Source organism: Caballeronia sp. LZ043, assembly GCF_031451075.1.
Classification (GTDB): Bacteria; Pseudomonadota; Gammaproteobacteria; order Burkholderiales; family Burkholderiaceae; genus Caballeronia.
This window is the reverse complement of sequence record NZ_JARUXT010000001.1, coordinates 1,623,726-1,644,045: the sequence shown is the minus strand read 5'-3', so window position 1 is coordinate 1,644,045 and position 20,320 is coordinate 1,623,726. Positions and strand designations below refer to the sequence as shown.

The 20,320-nt window shown below is 65.7% G+C and carries 21 protein-coding genes; 12 read left to right on the top strand and 9 right to left on the bottom strand.

What is annotated here, in order from left to right; translation table 11 throughout:
* Positions 1-38: 38 nt before the first annotated feature.
* From QCE64_RS07435 to QCE64_RS07405, 7 genes are all read left to right on the top strand, one after another.
* Positions 39-860, top strand: a complete 822-nt coding sequence (locus tag QCE64_RS07435) for a TIM barrel protein (RefSeq protein ID WP_309916435.1) — start codon at positions 39-41, stop codon at positions 858-860.
* 58 nt (positions 861-918) lie between these two features.
* On the top strand, positions 919-1,920 hold the full coding sequence (locus QCE64_RS07430; protein WP_309916432.1) for a sugar kinase: 1,002 nt from the start codon (positions 919-921) through the stop codon (positions 1,918-1,920).
* A 137-nt stretch (positions 1,921-2,057) separates the two neighbouring features.
* The gene (locus QCE64_RS07425; protein WP_309916429.1) at positions 2,058-3,341 is read left to right on the top strand and encodes an MFS transporter; all 1,284 of its coding nucleotides are present in this window, start codon (positions 2,058-2,060) and stop codon (positions 3,339-3,341) included.
* 46 nt (positions 3,342-3,387) lie between these two features.
* Entirely contained in the window at positions 3,388-4,356 is a 969-nt protein-coding gene (locus QCE64_RS07420) for a D-glycerate dehydrogenase (protein WP_309916426.1), read from the top strand.
* A 105-nt stretch (positions 4,357-4,461) separates the two neighbouring features.
* Positions 4,462-5,541: a LacI family DNA-binding transcriptional regulator gene (locus QCE64_RS07415; protein ID WP_309916423.1), complete on the top strand. Its 1,080-nt coding sequence runs from the start codon at positions 4,462-4,464 to the stop codon at positions 5,539-5,541.
* Positions 5,542-5,550: 9 nt separating this feature from the next.
* Positions 5,551-6,330: a YhfC family glutamic-type intramembrane protease gene (locus QCE64_RS07410; RefSeq protein WP_309916420.1), complete on the top strand. Its 780-nt coding sequence runs from the start codon at positions 5,551-5,553 to the stop codon at positions 6,328-6,330.
* A gap of 38 nt (positions 6,331-6,368) precedes the next feature.
* Positions 6,369-6,734, top strand: coding sequence for a DUF3022 domain-containing protein (locus QCE64_RS07405; protein WP_309930160.1), 366 nt, complete (start codon positions 6,369-6,371; stop codon positions 6,732-6,734).
* A 25-nt stretch (positions 6,735-6,759) separates the two neighbouring features.
* On the opposite strand, the gene QCE64_RS07400 is transcribed toward QCE64_RS07405, so the two are convergent.
* On the bottom strand, positions 6,760-7,188 hold the full coding sequence (locus QCE64_RS07400; protein WP_309916415.1) for a PGDYG domain-containing protein: 429 nt from the start codon (positions 7,186-7,188) through the stop codon (positions 6,760-6,762).
* A 124-nt stretch (positions 7,189-7,312) separates the two neighbouring features.
* The gene (locus QCE64_RS07395; protein WP_310003266.1) at positions 7,313-7,852 is read right to left on the bottom strand and encodes a Spy/CpxP family protein refolding chaperone; all 540 of its coding nucleotides are present in this window, start codon (positions 7,850-7,852) and stop codon (positions 7,313-7,315) included.
* A gap of 144 nt (positions 7,853-7,996) precedes the next feature.
* Between QCE64_RS07395 and QCE64_RS07390 the strand changes: the two genes are divergently transcribed.
* From QCE64_RS07390 to QCE64_RS07380, 3 genes are all read left to right on the top strand, one after another.
* Complete coding sequence (locus tag QCE64_RS07390; protein WP_310003264.1) at positions 7,997-8,887, top strand: LysR family transcriptional regulator; 891 nt, start codon at positions 7,997-7,999, stop codon at positions 8,885-8,887.
* A gap of 409 nt (positions 8,888-9,296) precedes the next feature.
* Entirely contained in the window at positions 9,297-9,752 is a 456-nt protein-coding gene (locus QCE64_RS07385; protein WP_309832366.1) for an Lrp/AsnC family transcriptional regulator, read from the top strand.
* A 150-nt stretch (positions 9,753-9,902) separates the two neighbouring features.
* Complete coding sequence (locus tag QCE64_RS07380) at positions 9,903-11,012, top strand: saccharopine dehydrogenase C-terminal domain-containing protein (RefSeq protein WP_310003262.1); 1,110 nt, start codon at positions 9,903-9,905, stop codon at positions 11,010-11,012.
* A 71-nt stretch (positions 11,013-11,083) separates the two neighbouring features.
* On the opposite strand, the gene QCE64_RS07375 is transcribed toward QCE64_RS07380, so the two are convergent.
* Both QCE64_RS07375 and QCE64_RS07370 read right to left on the bottom strand, forming a co-directional pair.
* The gene (locus tag QCE64_RS07375) at positions 11,084-11,668 is read right to left on the bottom strand and encodes an ATP-binding protein (protein WP_309930151.1); all 585 of its coding nucleotides are present in this window, start codon (positions 11,666-11,668) and stop codon (positions 11,084-11,086) included.
* Between the two features lie 74 nt (positions 11,669-11,742).
* Positions 11,743-13,056: a cation:proton antiporter gene (locus QCE64_RS07370; RefSeq protein WP_309916407.1), complete on the bottom strand. Its 1,314-nt coding sequence runs from the start codon at positions 13,054-13,056 to the stop codon at positions 11,743-11,745.
* A gap of 220 nt (positions 13,057-13,276) precedes the next feature.
* Here QCE64_RS07370 and QCE64_RS07365 point away from each other — a divergent pair, with 220 nt between their 5' ends.
* Positions 13,277-14,659 carry an FAD-containing oxidoreductase gene (locus QCE64_RS07365; protein ID WP_310003260.1) on the top strand — a complete coding sequence of 461 codons (1,383 nt, stop codon included), beginning with the start codon at positions 13,277-13,279 and terminating at the stop codon, positions 14,657-14,659.
* A 28-nt stretch (positions 14,660-14,687) separates the two neighbouring features.
* On the opposite strand, the gene QCE64_RS07360 is transcribed toward QCE64_RS07365, so the two are convergent.
* The 4 genes from QCE64_RS07360 to QCE64_RS07345 form a co-directional block, all read right to left on the bottom strand.
* Positions 14,688-15,926: an MFS transporter gene (locus QCE64_RS07360; protein ID WP_310003258.1), complete on the bottom strand. Its 1,239-nt coding sequence runs from the start codon at positions 15,924-15,926 to the stop codon at positions 14,688-14,690.
* A 31-nt stretch (positions 15,927-15,957) separates the two neighbouring features.
* Complete coding sequence (locus tag QCE64_RS07355; protein WP_404987307.1) at positions 15,958-17,208, bottom strand: hypothetical protein; 1,251 nt, start codon at positions 17,206-17,208, stop codon at positions 15,958-15,960.
* A 288-nt stretch (positions 17,209-17,496) separates the two neighbouring features.
* A complete protein-coding gene (locus QCE64_RS07350; RefSeq protein ID WP_310004180.1) occupies positions 17,497-18,003 on the bottom strand; it encodes an ankyrin repeat domain-containing protein in 507 nt (168 codons plus the stop codon).
* Positions 18,004-18,244: 241 nt separating this feature from the next.
* The gene (locus QCE64_RS07345) at positions 18,245-18,511 is read right to left on the bottom strand and encodes a hypothetical protein (protein WP_309916394.1); all 267 of its coding nucleotides are present in this window, start codon (positions 18,509-18,511) and stop codon (positions 18,245-18,247) included.
* A 137-nt stretch (positions 18,512-18,648) separates the two neighbouring features.
* Between QCE64_RS07345 and QCE64_RS07340 the strand changes: the two genes are divergently transcribed.
* On the top strand, positions 18,649-19,296 hold the full coding sequence (locus tag QCE64_RS07340; protein ID WP_309931594.1) for a DUF938 domain-containing protein: 648 nt from the start codon (positions 18,649-18,651) through the stop codon (positions 19,294-19,296).
* A gap of 5 nt (positions 19,297-19,301) precedes the next feature.
* Here QCE64_RS07340 and QCE64_RS07335 read toward each other — a convergent pair whose 3' ends face one another.
* Positions 19,302-20,249, bottom strand: coding sequence for an EamA family transporter (locus QCE64_RS07335; protein ID WP_309916391.1), 948 nt, complete (start codon positions 20,247-20,249; stop codon positions 19,302-19,304).
* Positions 20,250-20,320 lie beyond the last annotated feature (71 nt).

Below are 20,320 nucleotides of genomic sequence, written 5' to 3'. Positions count from 1 at the left end.
GCAGGCTGAATCGGACCGAATTCGATGGTGGCGCGCAGGTGAAGCAGATTTCTCGACAGAAAGCGGTATCGGAGGTGGTGATCGTCGCGAGCGCGTTCGGCGCGGAGGCGATTCGCTGCGACGGTCACGCCGTCTGGGCCAGCGCGGCGGCGAAGGCGGGCGCGCACGGCTTCGAAGTGCGCCGCGAACTGTTCGCCAGCGATGCCGATGTCCAGCCATCCGCACTCGCGCGCCTCGGCGAACGGATTCGCGCGCGGGCTTTGTGGGCCGTGTATTCCACGCCCGCCTGTCTGTTCCGTGACGACGGCGCGCTCGATTCAGACGCGCTTGCGCTTGCGATCAACGAAGCTGCGGCGCTGGGCGCGCGCCTCGTGAAGCTGCAACTCGGCGGCACGGAGCGCGCAGTCAAGACGGATGGCGTCACGCTGGATCGGCTGCTGTCGGGCGTCGCGACGTCGCGGGCGCGCGTGGTGGTCGAGAACGGACAGCTGAAGGCGGGAGGAACGATCGGCGCGTTCGAGACGCTGTTCGCCGCATTGCCGCGCCAGAGTGGCTTGGCGATGACGTTCGATACCGGCAACTGGCAGTGGGCGGAGCAGGATCCGCTCGATGCCGCCCGACGGCTCGCGCCGCATGTCGCCTACGTGCATTGCAAGGCGGTGATGGGCGAGGGCGGGCGCCGCTTCGCCGCCGCGCCGGCCGACGGCGACGCGCGTTTCGCGACGCTGCTCGCGCAACTGCCGGGCGACGTGCCGCGCGGCATCGAATATCCGTTCATGGCAGGTGCAGACATCTCGCTCGCGGACGACGCGGCGCGCCAGGTTGCCCGCATCGGCGCATTTGCGCGGCATTTTGAATAACGCATTTTGCATTCAGCAGTGCATTTTGCATTCAGCATCAACCTGTAGAGGAACCGACATGCAAGCTCAGACCGACTCCCTGGACGTCGTCACCTACGGCGAGGCGATGACGATGTTCGTCGCGGCCCAGACCGGCGATCTCGCCCGCGTCGGCCAGTTCACCAAGCGGGTGGCGGGCGCGGATCTGAACGTCGCGATCGGGCTGTCGCGGCTCGGCTTCAAGGTGGGCTGGATGAGCCGCGTGGGCAACGATTCGTTCGGCCGCTACGTGCTGGACGTGCTCGCGGCCGAGGGCATCGACGCGCGCCGCGTGGCGGTGGACCGGCGCTATCCGACCGGCTTCCAGCTCAAGGGCAAGTGCGACGACGGCAGCGACCCGGCCGTCGAGTACTTCCGCGCCGGATCGGCGGCCAGTCACCTGTCGCTCGACGACTACGCCGCCGACTACGTCCTCGGCGCACGGCATCTGCACCTGACGGGCGTGGCGCCGGCGATTTCCGCGACTTCACGCGAACTCGCCTTTCACATGGCCCGCGAAATGCGTGCGGCAGGCAAGACGATCTCGTTCGATCCGAACCTGCGGCCGACCTTGTGGCCGTCGCGCGAAGCCATGGCGGAGTCGCTCAATGCACTGGCCGCGCTGGCCGACTGGGTGCTGCCGGGCGTGACCGAGGGCCTGACGCTGACCGGCTACGCGAAGCCCGAGGACATCGCCGCGTTCTATCTCGAGCGCGGCGCGAAGGGCGTGGTCGTGAAGCTGGGCGCGCATGGCGCGTACTTCCGCACGGCGCGCGACGAGCAGGGCATCGTGCCGGCGCTTCCGGTGACGAACGTGGTCGACACGGTCGGCGCGGGCGATGGCTTTGCCGTCGGCGTGGTGAGCGCGCTGCTGGAAGGACACGACGTGCGGCATGCCATTGCGCGCGGCAATCGTATTGGCGGTCTGGCAATCCAGGTGATCGGCGACAGCGAAGGCCTGCCGACCCGCGCCGCGCTCGACCTGCTCGAACGGCAGGATGCCAGCGACAGGACGGCCAGCGCCGCGTTTGATCCGGCCTGAACGAGGGCCGCGGAGGCCTTCGCTCGTGAATTGAATCGTGCATTCAAAGTGCGTTAAACCGTGCACTCAGCGTGCATTCATCGGGCATTCAACATGCACGATGCCGCGCACCCAACGTTCTGCTTCAGGAGACAACCATGCAGACTTCCTCCACTCCCACGCTGGCCGTGCGCCGCTGGTGGGCGATCATGCCGATCGTCTTCATCACCTACAGCCTCGCCTACCTGGATCGCGCGAACTACGGTTTCGCGTCGGCCGCCGGCATCAACCAGGATCTAGGCATCAGCAAGGGGCTGTCTTCGCTGATCGGCGCGCTGTTCTTCCTCGGCTATTTCTTCTTCCAGATTCCCGGCGCGATCTACGCCGAGCGGCGCAGCGTGAAGAAGCTGGTGTTCTGGAGCCTGATCCTTTGGGGCGGGTGCGCGGCGCTCACCGGCATGGTGAGCAACATTCCGTCTCTGATGGCGATCCGCTTCGTGCTCGGCGTGGTCGAGGCCGCGGTGATGCCGGCGATGCTCGTGTTCATCGCCAACTGGTTCACGAAGTCGGAGCGTTCGCGCGCGAATACGTTCCTGATCCTCGGCAATCCGGTGACGGTGCTGTGGATGTCGGTCGTATCGGGCTATCTGGTGAACTCGTTCGGCTGGCGCCACATGTTCATCGCGGAAGGCCTGCCGGCCGTGGTCTGGGCGGTGATCTGGTGGTTCATCGTGAAGGACAAGCCGGCGCAGGTCAGCTGGCTCTCGGAACAGGAGAAACGCGATCTCGACGCCACGCTGCGCGCCGAGCAGGCGTCGATCAGGCCGGTCAAGAACTACCGCGAGGCCTTCAAGTCGCCGGCCGTCATCAAGCTGTGCGCGCAGTATTTCTGCTGGAGCATCGGCGTGTACGGGTTCGTGCTGTGGCTGCCCTCCATCCTGAAGAGCGGCTCGACGCTCGGCATGGTCGAGACCGGCTGGCTCTCGGCGGTGCCGTATCTCGCGGCGACCATCGCGATGCTGCTGGCGTCCTGGGCCTCGGACAAGCTGCAGGCGCGCAAGGCCTTCGTCTGGCCGTTCCTGCTGATCGGCGCCATTGCCTTCGCGGGCTCGTATCTGCTCGGCTCGACCAACTTCTGGGCCTCGTACGCGCTGCTGGTGATCGCCGGCGCGGCCATGTACGCGCCTTACGGACCGTTCTTCGCGATCGTGCCCGAGCTGCTGCCGAAGAACGTCGCGGGCGGCGCCATGGCGCTCATCAACAGCATGGGCGCGCTGGGCTCGTTCGTCGGCTCCTATGTTGTCGGCTATCTGAATGGCGCGACCGGTTCGCCCGCTGCCTCCTACGTCTTCATGAGCGCGGCGCTGCTGCTGTCGGTCTGGCTCACGCTGGCCGTCAAGCCGCAGGCCACGGTGCGCACGGGCGTGGCGGCGCGGTCCTGAGCCGTTTATGCTTGGCCCCTCCAACCTGCAATCGCATCGAGCGCCCATGACCCGAACCATCGTTGCCTACAAAGCCTTGCCCCCCGACGTCGACGCCTGGCTGCGCGAGCGCGCCGACGTCATCGATGTCGATCCGAAAGACCACGCCGCATTCGTCTCGGCGCTCCAACGTGCCGATGGCGCCATCGGCGCGAGCGTGAAGATCTCCGCCGACATGCTCGACGGCGCCACGCGCCTGAAGGCTTTCTCGACGATCTCCGTCGGCTTCGATCAGTTCGATGTCGCCGACCTCACGCGCCGCGGCATCGTGCTCACGCATACGCCCGACGTGCTCACCGAATCGACCGCCGACACCGTGTTCGCGCTGATCCTCTCGAGCGCGCGCCGCGTCGTGGAACTGGCCGACTGGGTTCGCGAAGGCCACTGGAAAGGGAGCATCGGCGAGGATTGCTTCGGCGTGGACGTGCAGGGCAAGACGCTCGGCATCGTGGGGCTGGGACGCATCGGCGGGGCGGTCGCGCGCCGCGCCGCGCTCGGCTTCCGGATGGACGTGCTCTACACCAACCGCAGCCCGAACGAGCAGGCCGAGCGTGACTACGGCGCGCGGCGTGTCGAACTCGACGAACTGCTCGCGCAGGCCGACTTCGTGTGCCTGCAAGTGCCGCTCACGCCCGAGACGCGCGGCATGATCGGCGCGGCCGAATTGGGCAAGATGAAGCGCAGCGCGATCCTCATCAATGCGTCGCGTGGCCCGACGGTAGACGAAGCCGCGCTGATCGACGCATTGCGCGACGGCACGATTCGCGGCGCGGGCCTCGATGTGTTCGAGCACGAACCGCTGCCCGCCGATTCACCGTTGCTTGCGATGAAGAATGTCGTTGCGTTGCCGCATATCGGCTCGGCCACGCACGAGACGCGTCACGCGATGGCGCGCAATGCAGCCGAAAACCTGATCGGCGCGCTCGACGGTACGCTGACGCAAAATATCGTCAATCGCGACGTGCTGACGCGCTGAGCGACAAGGATCGGGCCCGCGCATGCGCTAACATGCGCGATGCGAGCAGAACCATAATCAAGTCTGCGCGTGTCGCCGTCAGGCGCCGCGCGGGCCACGACCCTTATGTCCGACGATCCCTCTTCAACCCAGCCCCCGGCGCCGTTCGTCACGCGCCGTGCAACGATCACCGATGTCGCCCGCGAGGCGGGCACCGGCAAGACCAGCATCTCGCGCTACCTGAACGGCGAGATGGACGTGCTGTCGCCCGACCTGCGCGGGCGCATCGAGGCGGCCATCGCCAGGCTGGACTATCGGCCGAATCAGATGGCGCGGGGCCTCAAGCGCGGCCGCAACCGCCTGATCGGCATGCTGCTCGCCGACCTCACCAATCCGTACTCCGTGGAAGTGCTGCAGGGCGTCGAGGCCGCGTGCCACACGCTCGGCTACATGCCGCTCATCTGTCACGCGGCCAACGAGATCGACATGGAGCGGCGCTATCTGCAACTGCTGACGACATATCGCGTCGAAGGCGTCATCGTCAATGCGCTCGGCGTGAAGGAAGCATTGCTGCAGGGCTTCGCGCAGGGCGGCATTCCGGTCGTGCTGGTGGACCGCTCGGTGGAAGGGCTCGTCACCGACATGGTCGGGCTCGACAATCATGCGGCCGTGGCGCTGGCCACGCGTCATCTCGTCGCTGAAGGGTTCGACGAACTGCTGTTCATCGTGCAGCCCGTTACGCACGTCAGCTCGCGGCGTCTGCGTGAAGCGGCCTTCCGTGAAACGGTTGCGGCAACGGGTGCGAGCGGCGCAACGCTCGTGATCGATCTCGCCGATGCGTCGGCCGCGCTCGAACAACTCGACGCGCGCGTGAGCGCGGCACAGGCGGCGGGCAGGCGCGTCGCGCTGTTCGCCGCCAACGGGCCGGTTGCGTTGCGCGTCGCCGTGCATCTGAAGGCGCGCTATGGCGCGGACTGGCAGGCACGCGTCGCGCTGATGTCGATCGACGATTCCGAATGGGCCCAGCTCGCCGGCATGACGACGGTGCGGCAGCCGACCGGCGATATCGGCCGGCGCGCGGTCGAGTTTCTGCATGAACGGCTCGGCGGCGCCACGATGCCCGCGCGCGAATGCCTGCTGCCCGGCGAGCTCATCGTGCGCGCTTCCACGGCGCGCGATCCGCACGTGCTATCCCAAGGAACCTGAGGAACTGGAATGGTCAGTGTGTCGACCTTGTTGTGTCTTGCGCTGGCGGCGCTGCTGATCGCCGCGCTGCCCGTCGTGCTGTATCGGAAGCTGAGGCCGCGTTTCGGCATCGTGCCGCGCGAAACGATTCTCGGCGTGGGCGTGTTCGCGCTCTTCGCGATGGTCATCGAACGCGCGCTGCATGGCTTCGTGCTCGCCAATGCCGTCACGTCCGGCTGGCTCGCGAGCCCCGCGGTGTTCGTCGTCTATGGCGCGCTGGCCGCCGGTGTGTGCGAGGAAGTTGGCCGCTTTCTCGCGATGAAGTGGCTCATCTCGCGCGAACCCGGCGCGCTGGACCGCGTCGGACCGGGGCTTGGGCTTGGCATCGGACATGGCGGCGCCGAGGCGTGGATCGTCGGCGTGCTGGTGCAGGTGCAATGGATCATCTACGCGGTGCTCGCCGACCGCGGCACGCTCGATGCGCATTTTGCGAACGCGCCGCTCGAAGCGGTCGCGCGCATCCATCTGGTGCTGCTGAGTCTCTCGCCGGTATCGGCGGCCATCTTCGTGATCGAGCGCGCGAGCGCGTTCGTCCTGCAACTCGGCTTCTCTGCACTGATGTGGCAGATGTTGCGCGAACGTTCGCGTCATGCGTTGCCGTTCCTGATCGCGGCGCATGCGCTCGTCGGCCTGCCTGCCGCGTTGTTCCAGGCGCGGCTGGTGCCGCTCTTCGCCGCCGATGCCGTGTATCTCGCGCTCGGCGTGTTCGTCGCAGTGGGGCTGGTGCGCTACTATCGGCGCGCGGCCTGAACCGTATCCGCCACTTCCCGATCTCTCTTCGACACGGCATGGAAGACTATCAATACGACTGCCCGAGCGCGGACATCGACATGCTGGCGCGTGTGATCTCCGACCTCTTTCCGGAACAGACGCAGTTCGTCGAGCGCAAGGACGACACGGGCCGGACCTCGCTCGTGATTCACTACGTGGCCATGCGCTTTGGCGCGCAGGCGCGGCGCATTGCCATCGACGTGCGCTTCGATCCGGATGCGCTCGCACGCTACCGCGCGACGCCGCCGCGCATGCACGCACGCAGTTATGCGGTGTTGCGCGCGTATGTGGAGGCCACGCTCGGATCGCTGGAGGAGCAGTATGCGAACGGCGAGGCTGTGCCGCGCGAGGTCGAACTGGAGATGGGCGAGGACTTCGCCTGAGGCGTCTGGACTTTGGCGTGCGTTTTTAGAGCACGCGGTACACCTTGGCAAAGCGCGCTGCCTTGACGACGCCGTAGTCGCCGGGCGCGTATTGCATGACCCAGTCGCCGGCATCGCCCGTGAGGATGTCGCCGGCGGCCGAGCGCGCGATGGAGAAGGGCTCGTGCATCTCGCGAGCAAGCACGACGCTCGGCAGGTTGCGATAGATCCCCGGCTCGCCATGCGCAATGCCGCCTTCGGGCGCGTACTTCGTATCGAAGCGTGCGCGCGACACGACCCAGCGTTCCCCGCCGGCGCCGCTGACGATGGCATCGCCTTGTGTGTGCCGGTTCGGGCCTTCGAGACTCATCAGTTCGCCGTCGCCGGCTGCGAATTCGACAGATACGGCTTCGTCCTTGACGACGCGGCATGCGGCCGGGTCAGAGGCGAGATCGAGCTGGGTCAGATGGAGCATGGTGCGTTGCCGGATGGCGTGACATGGGGATGCGGGATCGTAACGGCATTCGCACGCATTGTGCGCCTCGTCATGTGAAAAAGCCCGCCTAGGCGGGCTTTGTATGCATCATGCAAGATTCAACTCAGGGCTTGGTTGCCGAAGCCGGCGCGGGGCTGGCCGCATGCGGGCGACGATGCGCACGATGGCGGTGGTCCTTGGCATGCTCGTCGCGGAAGCTGGTATCGGCCAGTTTCTTCTGCTCCGGCGAGAGGCTCGCGTAAAGCGGCTCGAAAGCCTCGACGAGGCGCTTCGTGCCGTCCGCGTTTGCTTGCGTGATCTGCTGATACTGCTTCATGTCGTCGAGCGCGGACATCGTGCTGCGCTGGGCGACGCGCTGGCGATAGAGATCGGCCATGGTGCGGCCGTTGTCGCGCATCACGTCGGCGAACTTCGACCATTGCTCTTCCTGCTGCGGCGTGATCTTGAGGCTCGAGTGAAGCTCAGCGATACGCTCTTCAGTGCGCGCCTCGCGATTCGAGGCGGCCGGCGCTGAAGCGGCGGTTTGAGCAGAAGGAGCGGCCGGCGCGGAAGTGGCTGCGGGCGCGGACGATTGTGCGAAGACCGGGCTCAATGCGCCCAGCGAGACCAGCGAGGCGGCCAGGGTGACGAGAGTTCTTTTCATTCGTATATACCTTGAATCGAGATGAAAGGTGGGCGTGCCGGTATGCTGCATGCCGTTGGCGGATATTAGTATCACGATTGCATTCAAATTCGCTTGCATTGCGACAACTGCTTACATTCGATACGACTCTGGAAAAAAAGCGCAGTGGATACCTTGTTGAGCATGCGGGTCTTCGTGGCCATCGTGGATCTGGGCAGCCTGAGCGCCGCGGCCGAGCGCTTTTCCATCTCCGCGCCAATGGCCGGCAGGCATCTGCAGGCGCTGGAGGCGCGTCTGAACACGCGCCTGATGGTACGCACGACGCGGCGCCAGAGTCTGACCGAGGTCGGCCGCGAATACTACGAACGCTGCCGCCGCATTCTCGCCGAGGTCGATGCCGCCGATACCCTTGCAGAAGCCATGAGCGCGACGCCACGCGGTGTGTTGCGCGTGACGGTGCCGCTGACCTACGGCGTGCATTTCGTCACGCCGGCCGTGACTGATTTTCTGGCGGCGTTTCCGCAGATCGCGGTGGAGCTGGATCTCACCAACCGCATGGTCGATATCGTCGAGGAACGGTTCGATGCGGCCGTGCGCATCGGCGCGCTGGCGGATTCGAGTTTCGTCGCACGCCCGTTGAAGCCTTATGCCATGGCTGTGTGCGCGGCGCCCGGCTATCTTGCGCGTGCGGGGACGCCCGCAACGCCCGCCGATCTCGCGGGACACGAGTGCCTGGGTTTCGTGCATCAGGGACGCGAGGCGGGCTGGCGACTGGAGGGGGAAGATGACGCGATCCTCGCACGCCGCACCGGTTCCGCGCGCTTTCGGGCAAACAACGGCGAGGCGCTGAAGAAAGCCGCGCTGGCGGGCTTCGGGCTGGTGTTGCAGCCGCATGCGTTGGTCGAGGACGAGTTGAATAGCGGCGCGCTGGTGGCGGTGTTGCAGGCGTACTTGCCGAAATCCTCGCCGGTGCATCTGGTGTATCCCCGTGATACGCGCGCGACGCCGAAGCTCGCGAGTTTCGTCGACTTCATGATGGCGCGGCTGGGGGTGTGATGACGGGAGTTGGGCGACGGCGATTGAGAGTGCTTGGCACGATGCGAACGTGCTGGCGGCAAGCCTTGTGTGAACCGGGCCGCGACTCGAACGTACGACGCTGCTGATGTCCCAGGCCCGTCGGCGATAATGCAAAACACAAAATGCCAAATGCCGGTTTGCATTCAATACGCGTAACGCAAAATGCAACGTGGTGCGAGTGAGGTGCAAAAACGGGAGGTGCAGTGCAGGCGTGACGTTGCTTCGTTACCCGGCGGCCCCTTCGTGAGGGCGACGGAAAGCACAGACCGCGCGCCGGCATGCAAGATTACGCATGCCGAATACCCTTTGGCATTCAAAACGCATAGCGCGTAATGCATAACGCATAGAACCAACTCAGCCGATACAAAACGCCAGGAACGACGCACACATGAGACCGCCGCGCCTCGATCAACTCGACGACATCGATCGCAACCTCGTCGCGCTTTTGCAGATGAACGCCCGCGAGAGCGTCGCCGAACTTGCGCGGCAGCTTGGCGTCGCGCGCACCACGGTGATCGCCCGGATCGCGCGGCTCGAAAAGAATCAGGTGATCGCGGGCTATGGCGTGCGACTCGGACAGGACGTGCTCGACGCGAGTATCCAGGCCTACGTGGGCATCAAGCTGACGCCGCGATATGGGCGCGATCTGCAGAAGCGTTTTGCGCGCATGCCCGAGATCCAGTTGCTCTGCGCGGTAAGCGGCGAATTCGATTACGTCGCCTGGCTGCGCGCCGACTCACCCGACCGCCTCAATGACCTGCTCGACGAAATCGGCGCGCTGGAAGGCGTCGAGCGGACGACGACGTCCATCATCCTGGCGCGCAAGATCGACCGGGCAGGTTAGCCGGACACGACAAAACGCAGTATTGTCCCGTCGAAACGTCGAAAACCTTCGTCGAAGCGCATCACTTTGCGTCTAGGAACCGCATTCGTCCGCCCCTACACTGTTTGAAGACGGCTTCGGCCCCACTCGAACACACACAAGGAGACGAATATGAAAGTGGCTCTCGTCGGCGCCGGATTGATCGGTCGCAGCATTGCTCAACTGTTGCGTGACAGCGGGGATTTCGAAGTGGTCACGTTCGATCGCGACGAACACGCGCTCGCACTGCTCGATGCGCAAGGCTTCGCGACACGCCGTGTCGATTCCGCCGATACCCCCGCGCTGCGGCAGGCGTTGCAAGGCTTCGATGCCCTCGTCAACGCCTTGCCTTACTACCTCGCGATCAACGTCGCCTCGGCAGCGAAGGCGGCAGGCGTCCATTATTTCGATCTGACCGAGGACGTCCGCGCGACGCATGCGATCCGCGCCATCGCCGACGGTTCGGAACTCGCGTTCATGCCGCAATGCGGTCTCGCGCCGGGCTTCATCGGCATCGTGGCGCACGATCTCGCGAAGCGTCTCGACGATGTCCGCGAAGTGAAGATGCGCGTCGGCGCGCTGCCCGAGTTTCCGACCAACGCGCTGAAGTACAACCTCACGTGGAGCATCGACGGTCTCATCAACGAGTACTGCCAGCCCTGCGAGGCGATTCGCGAAGGCCGTACGCAGTGGGTGCAGCCGCTCGAGGGCGTCGAGCATTTCTCGCTCGACGGCATCGAATACGAGGCGTTCAACACGTCGGGCGGCCTCGGCACGCTCTGCGAAACGCTTGCCGGCAAGGTGGAGACGCTCGACTACAAGTCGGTGCGCTATCCGGGGCACCGGGACCTGATGCAATTCCTGCTCGAAGACCTGCGCATGTCCACCGACCGCGACGGTCTCAAGACCATGCTCAAGAGCGCGGTGCCCTCGACGGCGCAGGACGTGGTGCTGATCTTTGTCACGGTGACGGGCATGCGTCACGGCCAGCTCGTGCAGGACGTATTCACCCGCAAGATCTTTGCGAAGAATGTGTGCGGCGTACCGATGAGCGCGATCCAGATCACCACGGCCGGCGCGATTTGCGCCGAACTCGACCTGTTCCGCGAGGGCGTACTACCGCAGTCCGGCTTCGTGCGTCAGGAGCAGGTGCCGCTCGAGGCGTTCCTCGGCAATCGTTTCGGCAAGCCGTACGAAGGCGCGAATGCGCTGGCGCCGGCGCGGCGGCTCGCAGCCGCGTGATGTGCATACCGAGGTGCATTCATTACGCGTAATTCAAAACGCGTAATGCAAAACGCGTAATGCAGCATGCATCATCCTGTCTCGACAAGACGCGCCAGCAAGTCAACCTGCGTATCGTCCGAGGGCGCGGTGTTGTCGACCATCACGAGCGTTTGGGCGAGAGTGTCGTCGGGTACGAACAGGCGCCGGCGATACTCGTCCCAATGCGCCAGCTTGTACGCATCGTTGGGATCGGCGCGGGCAAGAATGCGCTCGCGCGCCACCGCCTCTGCGGTATGAACCCATACGACGCGAATCGCGACATCGTCGCCAATGCCCAGCCACGCCCGATCGAACAGGCGGCCGCTGCGCACTTCGCGCGTGAGCGGCGCAACGACGATCACGCTCGTACCCAGCGAAAGATTCTCCGCCGCGGTATTGATGAGCGAACGGTACTCGGGATCCCGGAAGTGCTCGATGAACTGCGGACTGTCGCGATCGTGCGGATCGCCGGTGAGCGCGCCGATCGCCGCAGCGCTGTACGGTCCGTAGAGCGTGTCCTTGTCGAGCAGACAAAAAGGCTCGCCGGTGGCGTTGCCGAGCGGCGCGAACAGGCGCCTGGCCAGCGTGGTCTTGCCGGTGCCCGCATGACCGCAGAAGAAGAGCAGATGCTTCACGCCTGAACGTCCTTGAATGGATTGAGCATGACGATGATGATGCCGCGCGCCCGCGCATCCCGGCAAGCACGCCGTCAATCGTCCGCGCTCCAGCGCTGATAGCGGTTCATGAGCGGCGTGGCGGTGATGCCGTGAACCACGACCGATGCCGCAATGGTCGCGATGACGAGCGGCACGAGCGGCGCCGCAACGTCGCGCGGGGCTTGTTCGAGCGCATAGAGCAGGTAGTAGAACGAGCCCACCCCGCGTATGCCGAACCAGCTCATGAGCCGACGTTGCGTGCCGGTCGCATTGGAACCGATCAGCGAGAGCTCGACGGCCGCCGGCCGCAACACGAGGAAGAGCGCCGCGATCAGCACGGCGGCTCTCCACGTGAAGAGGTCGCGCCACAGGGTCGCGAGCAGGGCGCCGACCATCAGCATGATCGCCACCTCGGCAATACGCTCCAGTTCGATCGTGAAGCCATGCACGCGCTCGGCCACGAACGCGTGCGCGCGTTCAGGATCCGCCGCGGCCGCGCCGACATCGTCCGCATCGATCTTGCCGACCGCCTGCCGTGGCGTCTTGTCGCCGCTCGCCTTCTGTTCGACGCGGCGCATTGCGAGCCCCGCCGCAAACACCGCGAGGAAGGCATAGGTGTGCAACAGTTCGGCGACGCCATACGACAGCGCGATCAGCCCCAGCGCATAGAAGCCTTCCGGACCCAGCGCCTGTCCATGACGCGTGCGCAGATAGGCCACGAGCCGCACTGACAGCGCACCGAGCAGCCAGCCGCTCGCAAGCGCGCCCGAGATGCCCCATGCCGCCTGCAACGCGAAGTTCCAGTGCAGCGCCTCGCTGGGTGAGGCCTCGAAGCGGCACACGGCGATGCCCAGCAGCGCGAAAGGCAGCGCAATACCGTCGTTCAGGCCGCCTTCGCCGGTGAGCGAAAAGCGCAACAAGTCGATGTCACCGGGGGTTTCAACTTGTACGTCGTGCGCGAGCACCGGGTCGGTTGGCGCAAGCATTGCGGCGAGCAACAACGCCGGCCCCCAGCCCAGGCCGAGCACATAGGCGCAGAAGACGGTGAGCGCGGCGACGGTGAGCACCATTGCGACCAGTCCGAGTCGCACGGGCAGGAACCAGATGCGATCGGTTGGCGGCACGCGCAGGCGCAGGCCGATGGCGAACAGCGACGCGAGCATCGCGACTTCGGTGATGCGCCGCAGGACCGTCGCATCGGTGGCGAGGTCGAGCGACAGCAGATTGGCCGCGGCGGGACCGAGCGCGAAGCCGATCGCCAGATAGCACATCGCGGTGCTGATCGGCAGGCGTCGGAACATCGAACTGGCAAGGCCCATGAAGATGAGCACGCCGCCGACTACGAGGAACCATATCGTCTCGATCATGAATGCCTTCGGTCACGTGAGCCGGAATGGATGAACGCCGCGGCCCTGGACGCACGGCATGATTCACACAAAAGGAGCACGTGTCATGCCCATGTCCGCATCGGACGCCCGATGCATCGTTCCTGAAGCCGTGGCGGCTTGCGCGTAAGATGCTTCGACTCATGTTCAGCGGTTCGCCATCCACGACGGCGCGCTCGCAACGAATCACGGAGGCCTCACCATGTCACAGCATTTCGATGCAGTCGTCATCGGCACGGGACAGGGCGGCTCGCCGCTCGCGGTCCGGCTGGCCGAGAGTGGCCGGCGCACGGCGGTCATCGAGCGGCATCTGTTCGGCGGCACCTGTGTGAACGTCGGCTGCACGCCCACCAAGACCTACGTGGCCTGTGCACGGGCCGCGCATGTCGCGCGCACGGCGGCACGCTACGGCGTCATGATCGACGGCAACATCGCCATCGACATGGCCCGCGTGAAAGCGCGCAAGGACGAGGTGATCGGCAGTTCCCGCAGCAGCGTCGAGAAGTGGCTGCGCGGCACGAAGAACCTCACCGTGTTCAAGGGCCACGGACGTTTCACAGGACCGCATGCATTGCGCATCGAGGCCGCCGACGGCTCGACCCAGGACATCGATGCCGATCTCGTTTTCATCAACACGGGCACGCGCGCCGCGGTGCCGCCCGTAAACGGGCTCGAGAGCGTGCCTTATCTGACCAACGCCTCCATCCTCGAACTCACCGAGGTGCCGGAGCATCTGGTGATCGTCGGAGCCAGTTATATCGCGCTGGAATTCGGCCAGATGTTCCGGCGCTTCGGCAGCCGCGTGACGCTGCTCGTGCGCGGCGAGCGAATCCTCACACGCGAGGACGCGGACGTGGCCCGCGCGATGCAGGACGTGCTGTCGCGCGAGGGCGTCGAGTTCCGCTTCGACACCGACTTGCAGCGCGTGGAGCCGCTGGCGGCGGGCGTGCGCATCGTGACCGGCACGGGGACGGTCGATGCGTCGCATCTGCTGTTCGCGACCGGCCGCACGCCGAACACCGACGATCTCGGCCTCGAGCAAGCCGGCATCGCTGTGAACCGGCACGGCATGATCGACGTGGACGGCCAGTTGCGCACCAGCGTGCCGGGCATTTATGCAATCGGCGACGTGAACGGGCGCGGCGCGTTCACGCATACCTCATGGAACGACTACGAGATCGTCGCTTCGAACCTCATCGATGGCGAGGCGCGCAGCGTCGACACGCGCATCATGGCGTACGCGGTGTTCGTCGATCCGCCGTTCGCGCGCGTGGGCATGAGCGAGGAAGAGGTGCGCAAGGACGGCCGCGAGGCGCTCATCGCGACGATGCCGATGGCGCGTGTCGGCCGGGCCCGTGAGCGCGGCGAAACCGATGGTTTCATGAAAGCGCTCGTCGATGTGCGCACGAAGCGGTTCCTCGGCGCGGCGATCTACGGCATAGAAGGCGATGAGGCGATCCATACCTTCATCGACATCATGAACGCCGATGCGCCCTACACGACGCTGCAGCGCGCGATGCACATCCACCCGACGGTGAGTGAACTGATCCCGACGCTGCTCGAAGGCCTGAAGCCGTTGCGATAACGCGTAGCTTCACAGCGCGCGTGCAAGGTCAGGCCTTGACCGGCGGTTCGACCTCCACGGTCTTCGCATGCTCGATGCGGGTCTCGGGCATCGCGAGCCACACCATCAGCACGGCCAGCGCGCCTGCGCCGGCTAATCCAAAGAAGCTCATGGTCGTGCCGAAGCGATCCGCGGCGAAGCCCGCCGCCGCGGTAGAGAGCGTCGCGCCGACGCCCGCAGCGAGACCGAAGAAACCAATAGTCAGGTTGTAGTGTCCGCGCCCGCCCGCGACGTCCGCCGCGATGAGCGGCAGCATGACGCCGAACACCGCCGCGCTGATGCCGTCGAGCATCTGCACGGGCACGAGCAGGTAAGGGCTGCTCACGCCGGCAAACAGGATCGCGCGCACGGGCAGCGCGCAAAAGCCGAGGATCAGCACCGGCCGGCGTCCCCATTTCTGCGCCTGGCGTCCGACCCATGGCGACATCACCGCGACGAGGAACTGCGGCACGATGATGCAGGCGGCGATCACCAATTGAACGTTGTCGCCCATGTGCGCGGTGACCTCGCCGGCGGCGAGATTGAGCATCGCCGCATTCGACAGGTGGAACAGCACGACGCACACCGCGAAGATCAGAAGGCGCCGGTCTTTCAGCAACTCGCGCAGCGACTCGCGTTCTTCACCTTCGGGCGTGATCTTCGGCTTGCCGGGCGGTGCGCGCGGTACGGCGGGCGCCATGTCGTAATGAATCATGCGCAGCGCAAAGATCGCCGGCACGGCGAGCGCGGCGGTCAGGAAGAAAACCGAACGCAGCGACAGGTACTCGCCGAACGCACCCATCAACGCAGCGGTCAGTGCACTGCCGATCGATGCCCAGCGCGCATTGCGGCCCAGCCGGTCGCCGAGATCGGCGCGCGAGACGAGGGCGAGCGAGATCGCGGCCATCGCCGGGACGAGCATGCAGCTCGCGAAGCCGTGCAGCACTTCGGCCGCGAAGACGGGGACGAAGGTCGGACTCGCGGCGAGCAACAGCGCGCTCACGATGATCGCAACGATCGCGGAAAGCGCAGCGAATTTCTTGTTGCGCATGGCGTCGACGAGCGCGCCGGCCGGCAACTGGCTCGCCATCGCGCTGATCGTGCCGACGGAAAGCATCAGGCCGATCTCGCCCTGCGTCCATTTGTTGGCCGCAAGGTACGAAGCGATGAAGGGGCCGAAGCCGGTCTGCACGTTGGCGACAAAGAAGTTCAGCCAGTCGAGCGCGCGCAGACTGCGTGCAATTACCATGTTGTGAATCTGTTCTCGATGTCGTTATCCGTTATTTGGCGGGGCGCGCGCTGGAGGCCGGCTTCTGCGCCGACACAGCGCCCGATGCCGTCGTCCCTGTGGGGCCCGTCGCTGCTGCGCCCGATGTTCCCGATGTGCCAGACGCGACCGATGCGGCCGATGCGGCCGCTGGCGCCGACGCAGGCGCCGGCACCACCGGCGAGACGATCTTGATCGGCTGCTCGGGCGAGTAGGTCGGCGTCGCCTTAAGCTGCGCGTCGTTGAAGTCCATCTGTAATTGCCATTGCTTGTTGTGCGAGACGACATGCAGGTCGCCCCAGTTGGCGGCCACGTGGCGCTTGTCCTCCGCCAGCGAGCTCGACAGATCGAGGACGAGTGCCTGCGGCTGGGACTGCGAATCGACCAGCACGTCGACCACCCGGCCGATGCGCGCGCCGCTCTTCTGCGCCACCGTCGAATCGACCAGCTGCACGAGGTTCGGCGGCGCCTCGTTGACTGGCTGAGGCTTGGGCGCCGGATCGGCAGGCTTGCCCTTGGCGGGCGGCGCCGGCTGCACGAAGGTGATCGGCGCGCCCTTCGCATTGGGCGTGAAGCGGAAGGCCGTCCACGGGAAATTGACCTTGCGGTCGCCGACGCCCATGAAACCGGCGAGGTTCACCATCAGCAGCTTCGGTCGCGCGGCCGTATCGATATACATGTCCACCGCGCGGCCGACGACCTTGCCGTCCGGGCGCTGCACCTCGGCATCGAGGAGGCCGTGCAGCTGATCGTGCTGCATGGTGCGGGTCGAGATGATCTGCGGAGGCGGCGGCGGTTCGGCCGGCTCGGGCGGCGGCGTGACGGCCGGCTCCTGCGGTTTCGGCCGGACGATGCGGCGCTTGGGCTTCGGTGCGGGCGCGGGCTTGACGGCGGAGGCGGGCTCGGGCGCCTGCACTTCGGGCAAGGGCTCCTCGGGCTCGTTGGGCGCGGCTTCGGCGGGCGTCGGGATGTAGGAATGCTCGACGATCGGCGCGGGCACCTGTTTCGGCAGCAAACCGCATGCGGAGAGCGCCGCGGCGCCCAGCAGGGTTGCTGCGGTGCGAGGGCGGAAAGCGTTGCGGGTTCGTGCGCAGGTTCGTCCGCCAACCGATGTGCATCGGGCGGCGAGCGCCAGCATGCGCGCGAACAGGCGCGCCAGGCAGTACGCGGCCGCGTGCAAGGCCCCGTCGATCCGACGCACGCGGCGAGGCGCGTGCTCACGGTTCGACGACCCATGACCCCGTTGCGGGAAACCGCCTGTCATCACAAAAGCTCCATGGTTCCGAATCACCTGCTTGTTGGTCTTGATTGTCGTTGGTCGGATCGTGGCGTCGCGCGGTTGCTATCCGCATGTGCACGTGCATGTGCGTCCGCCATGCGCGGTTGCCGGCGGCGTACCCGTTTTAGCACACTGCGCCCCGCATGCTGTGTGTGTCGATCGCCAGGACGGGTTGCATCCTGCATGCAAAAGGCTGAATGCAAAATGCCGCAGGCGGAAGTCGATGCGCCGTGACCGCCCGGTGACCGCCGCCGTGCGCCTCTTCCTGCACCCTCATGCAGCGCCCGGGCGACTGCGCGCAGCCGATATTTCGGCGAGGCGGGCGGCGGTATCGGGCGCGCCCATCTTTTCGGCGGCGTCGCGGGCCGAGAAGCCGCCGGCATCGCGCGCATCGGGATCCGCACCACGCTCGACCAGCAACTCGACGATCTCCACGCGATTGAACATCGCGGCGATCATCAGCGCGGTGCGTCCGTCCGGCGACGCGCCCTCGACATCGGCGCCATGCGCAAGCAGTGTCTCGATCACGTCGGTGAAGCCCTTGAACGCCGCGCCCGCGATGGGCGTCTGGCCGTTGTCGTTGCGCAGGTCGGGATCGGCCTTGTGCTCGAGCAGCACGCGCACGGCGTCGGCGTGGCCGTGATAGCTCGACAGCATCACGAGACTGTCGCCCTTGTCGTTGCGCAGGTTGGGCGGCAGACCCTTGGAGAGCAGGGCGTCGAGCATTGAAGCGTCGCCGCGGCGGGCCACGTCGAACACTTCGCTTGCAAAGGCGATCATGTCGTCGTCGGGGCCGGGACGCGATTGCTCCGGCGCCTGCTGGTTCGGATCATGCTGCATGCTTGACTCCATTTTCGATTGCGCCGCATGCGCTGCTTCTTTTCAGTGGGAAGCGTTGCAAGCGGATGCCTTGCTGTGTTTTGCATGCATGGCTCATGCATACCAAATGGCATTTCGCATGCAAAACGCATCATGCAAAATGAGCGGCGGACGCGGGATCAACCGGGAGCATACACAGGTTTCATGTCCCGCCGCGCTTGCCGCGGGCCGGATCAGCACGAATCGAGCCCAGGCGCGCGGTGCGGGCACCCTGTATGGTGCGTTTCGCGCGTCCGTCCGAAGAGCTGCGAGCGCTTGCGGGCTTGCAGGTGATCATCATCGTTCTGAGGGCTGCAAACGTCTCGTCGGCGGTGGGTCGCTGAAGCCGCAAGGCCGACGGAAGTTGCAGCAACTGCGAATGCCGCAGGCGAAGCAAGTTATCGCGATTAAGACTGGTCTTGCGGAACATTGAAGTTCGCAACGCTGCGAGCCACCCACCCCGATCGAACCTGCAATACCCAGATACGCACGATACGAATCCTGAAAACACCCAATCGCCGGCGTTTCGCAACGCCTTCCCCGCACCCTCACCACGACACGACCCAAATGACCGACGCAGCATCCGATCCCCATGGCACACCGCAACCCGAAACCGGCATTCGCCGTCGCGCGCCGGCCGCCGAGCGTAATGGCGATGCGATTCTATCGGTCCTCAAGCGGGTGCTGCCCCGAACCGGGATCGTGCTGGAGATCGCGAGCGGAACCGGACAACACGCGGCGCACTGCGCTGCCGCGTTGCCGGACATCGTCTGGCAGCCGAGCGATCCGGATGCCGCATCGCGCGACTCCATCGCGGCCTGGCGCGCTCACGCCGGACTAACGAACCTGCGCGAACCGCTCGCTATCGACGTGACGAGCAATGACTGGGAAATCGGCGCGGTGTCGGCGGTGGTGTGCATCAACATGATCCACATTGCGCCGTGGGCAGCCACGGAGGCGCTCTTTCGGGGCGCCGGCGCGAGACTCGGCACGGGGGGCGTACTGTACCTGTACGGGCCATACCGGCGCAACGGTGCGCACACGGCGCCGAGCAATGAAGCCTTCGATCAACAGTTGCGCGCCCGCGATCCGCGCTGGGGCGTGCGCGATCTGGAGGAGGTGGAAAGAACAGGCGGGCGCGTCGGCTTTGCACTCAGGGAAGTCATCGCGATGCCCGCGAACAATTTCAGCGTCGTCTTCGAGAAATTGGCATAACGCATTCAAGCTTCGCCAGCCGAGCGCGCACCCGCACCGAGGCGCACCAGCCGACCGCGCCACGAGACGCTTGCCATGAGCGAGGCGGCTACGATCATCGCTCCGCCGATCCATCCGGCGGTCGACACGTGCTCCCCGAGCCAGATGCTTGCGAACAGCGCGCCGAAGGCCGGCTCGCTGCCCATCAGCAGGGACACCCGCGTGGGACTGCTGCGGCCGATCGCGTAGTTTTGCGCAAAGAATGCAAACAGCGTGCATGCAAACACGAGATACATCACCGAGCCCCAGAACGCCGCATGACCCGCGACCGACGGCAGCGCCTGCCATTGCGACGGCGCGAGGGTCAACGCGATCGCCGCACTGCCGATCGTCACGACGCCCGCCTGCACGGCCGTCACCGTGAGCGCGGGCAGCGGCGCCGCTCGAAGCACGCGCTTGGTCACGCAGACCGATAACGCGCGCAACACGGCCGCGGCGAGAATCAGGCCATCGCCGAGATTGAAATCGAAGGAAAGGGTGCCGTTGCTGGCGAGCAACCAGGCGCCCGCGAAGGACACGCCGACCGCGATCCATTCGGGCGTCGAGGGCCGTCGGCGCAGCAGGCCCCATTCGACGAGCGGTGTCAGCACGACGCACAGACTGATGAGAAACGCAGCATTTGCAGCACGCGTGTGCAAGACCCCGAAGGTTTCGGCGAGAAAGATCGACAGCAGCAAAAGGCCGAGCACGACGACACCGGCAAGCGTCTTCCTGCCAGCCGACCGCAGATGCCGCAAATGAACGGCAAGCAGGCAGAACGTGATGCCGAAGCGGAGGGTCAGCAGTCCGAGCACAGGATAAAAGGCCAGTGCGCTTTTGACGACGCCATAGCTGCTTCCCCACACCATCGCGACGGCGAACAGCAGGAGATCGGCAAGCGGCAGCATGCGGCGGGCGGGCGATTCGCGGGACATGGACGGCTCCGAAAGAAGAAGCGAAAGAAGCCGTCATTGTCGAATGATGCGCGGCACGCGATAATCAGGTC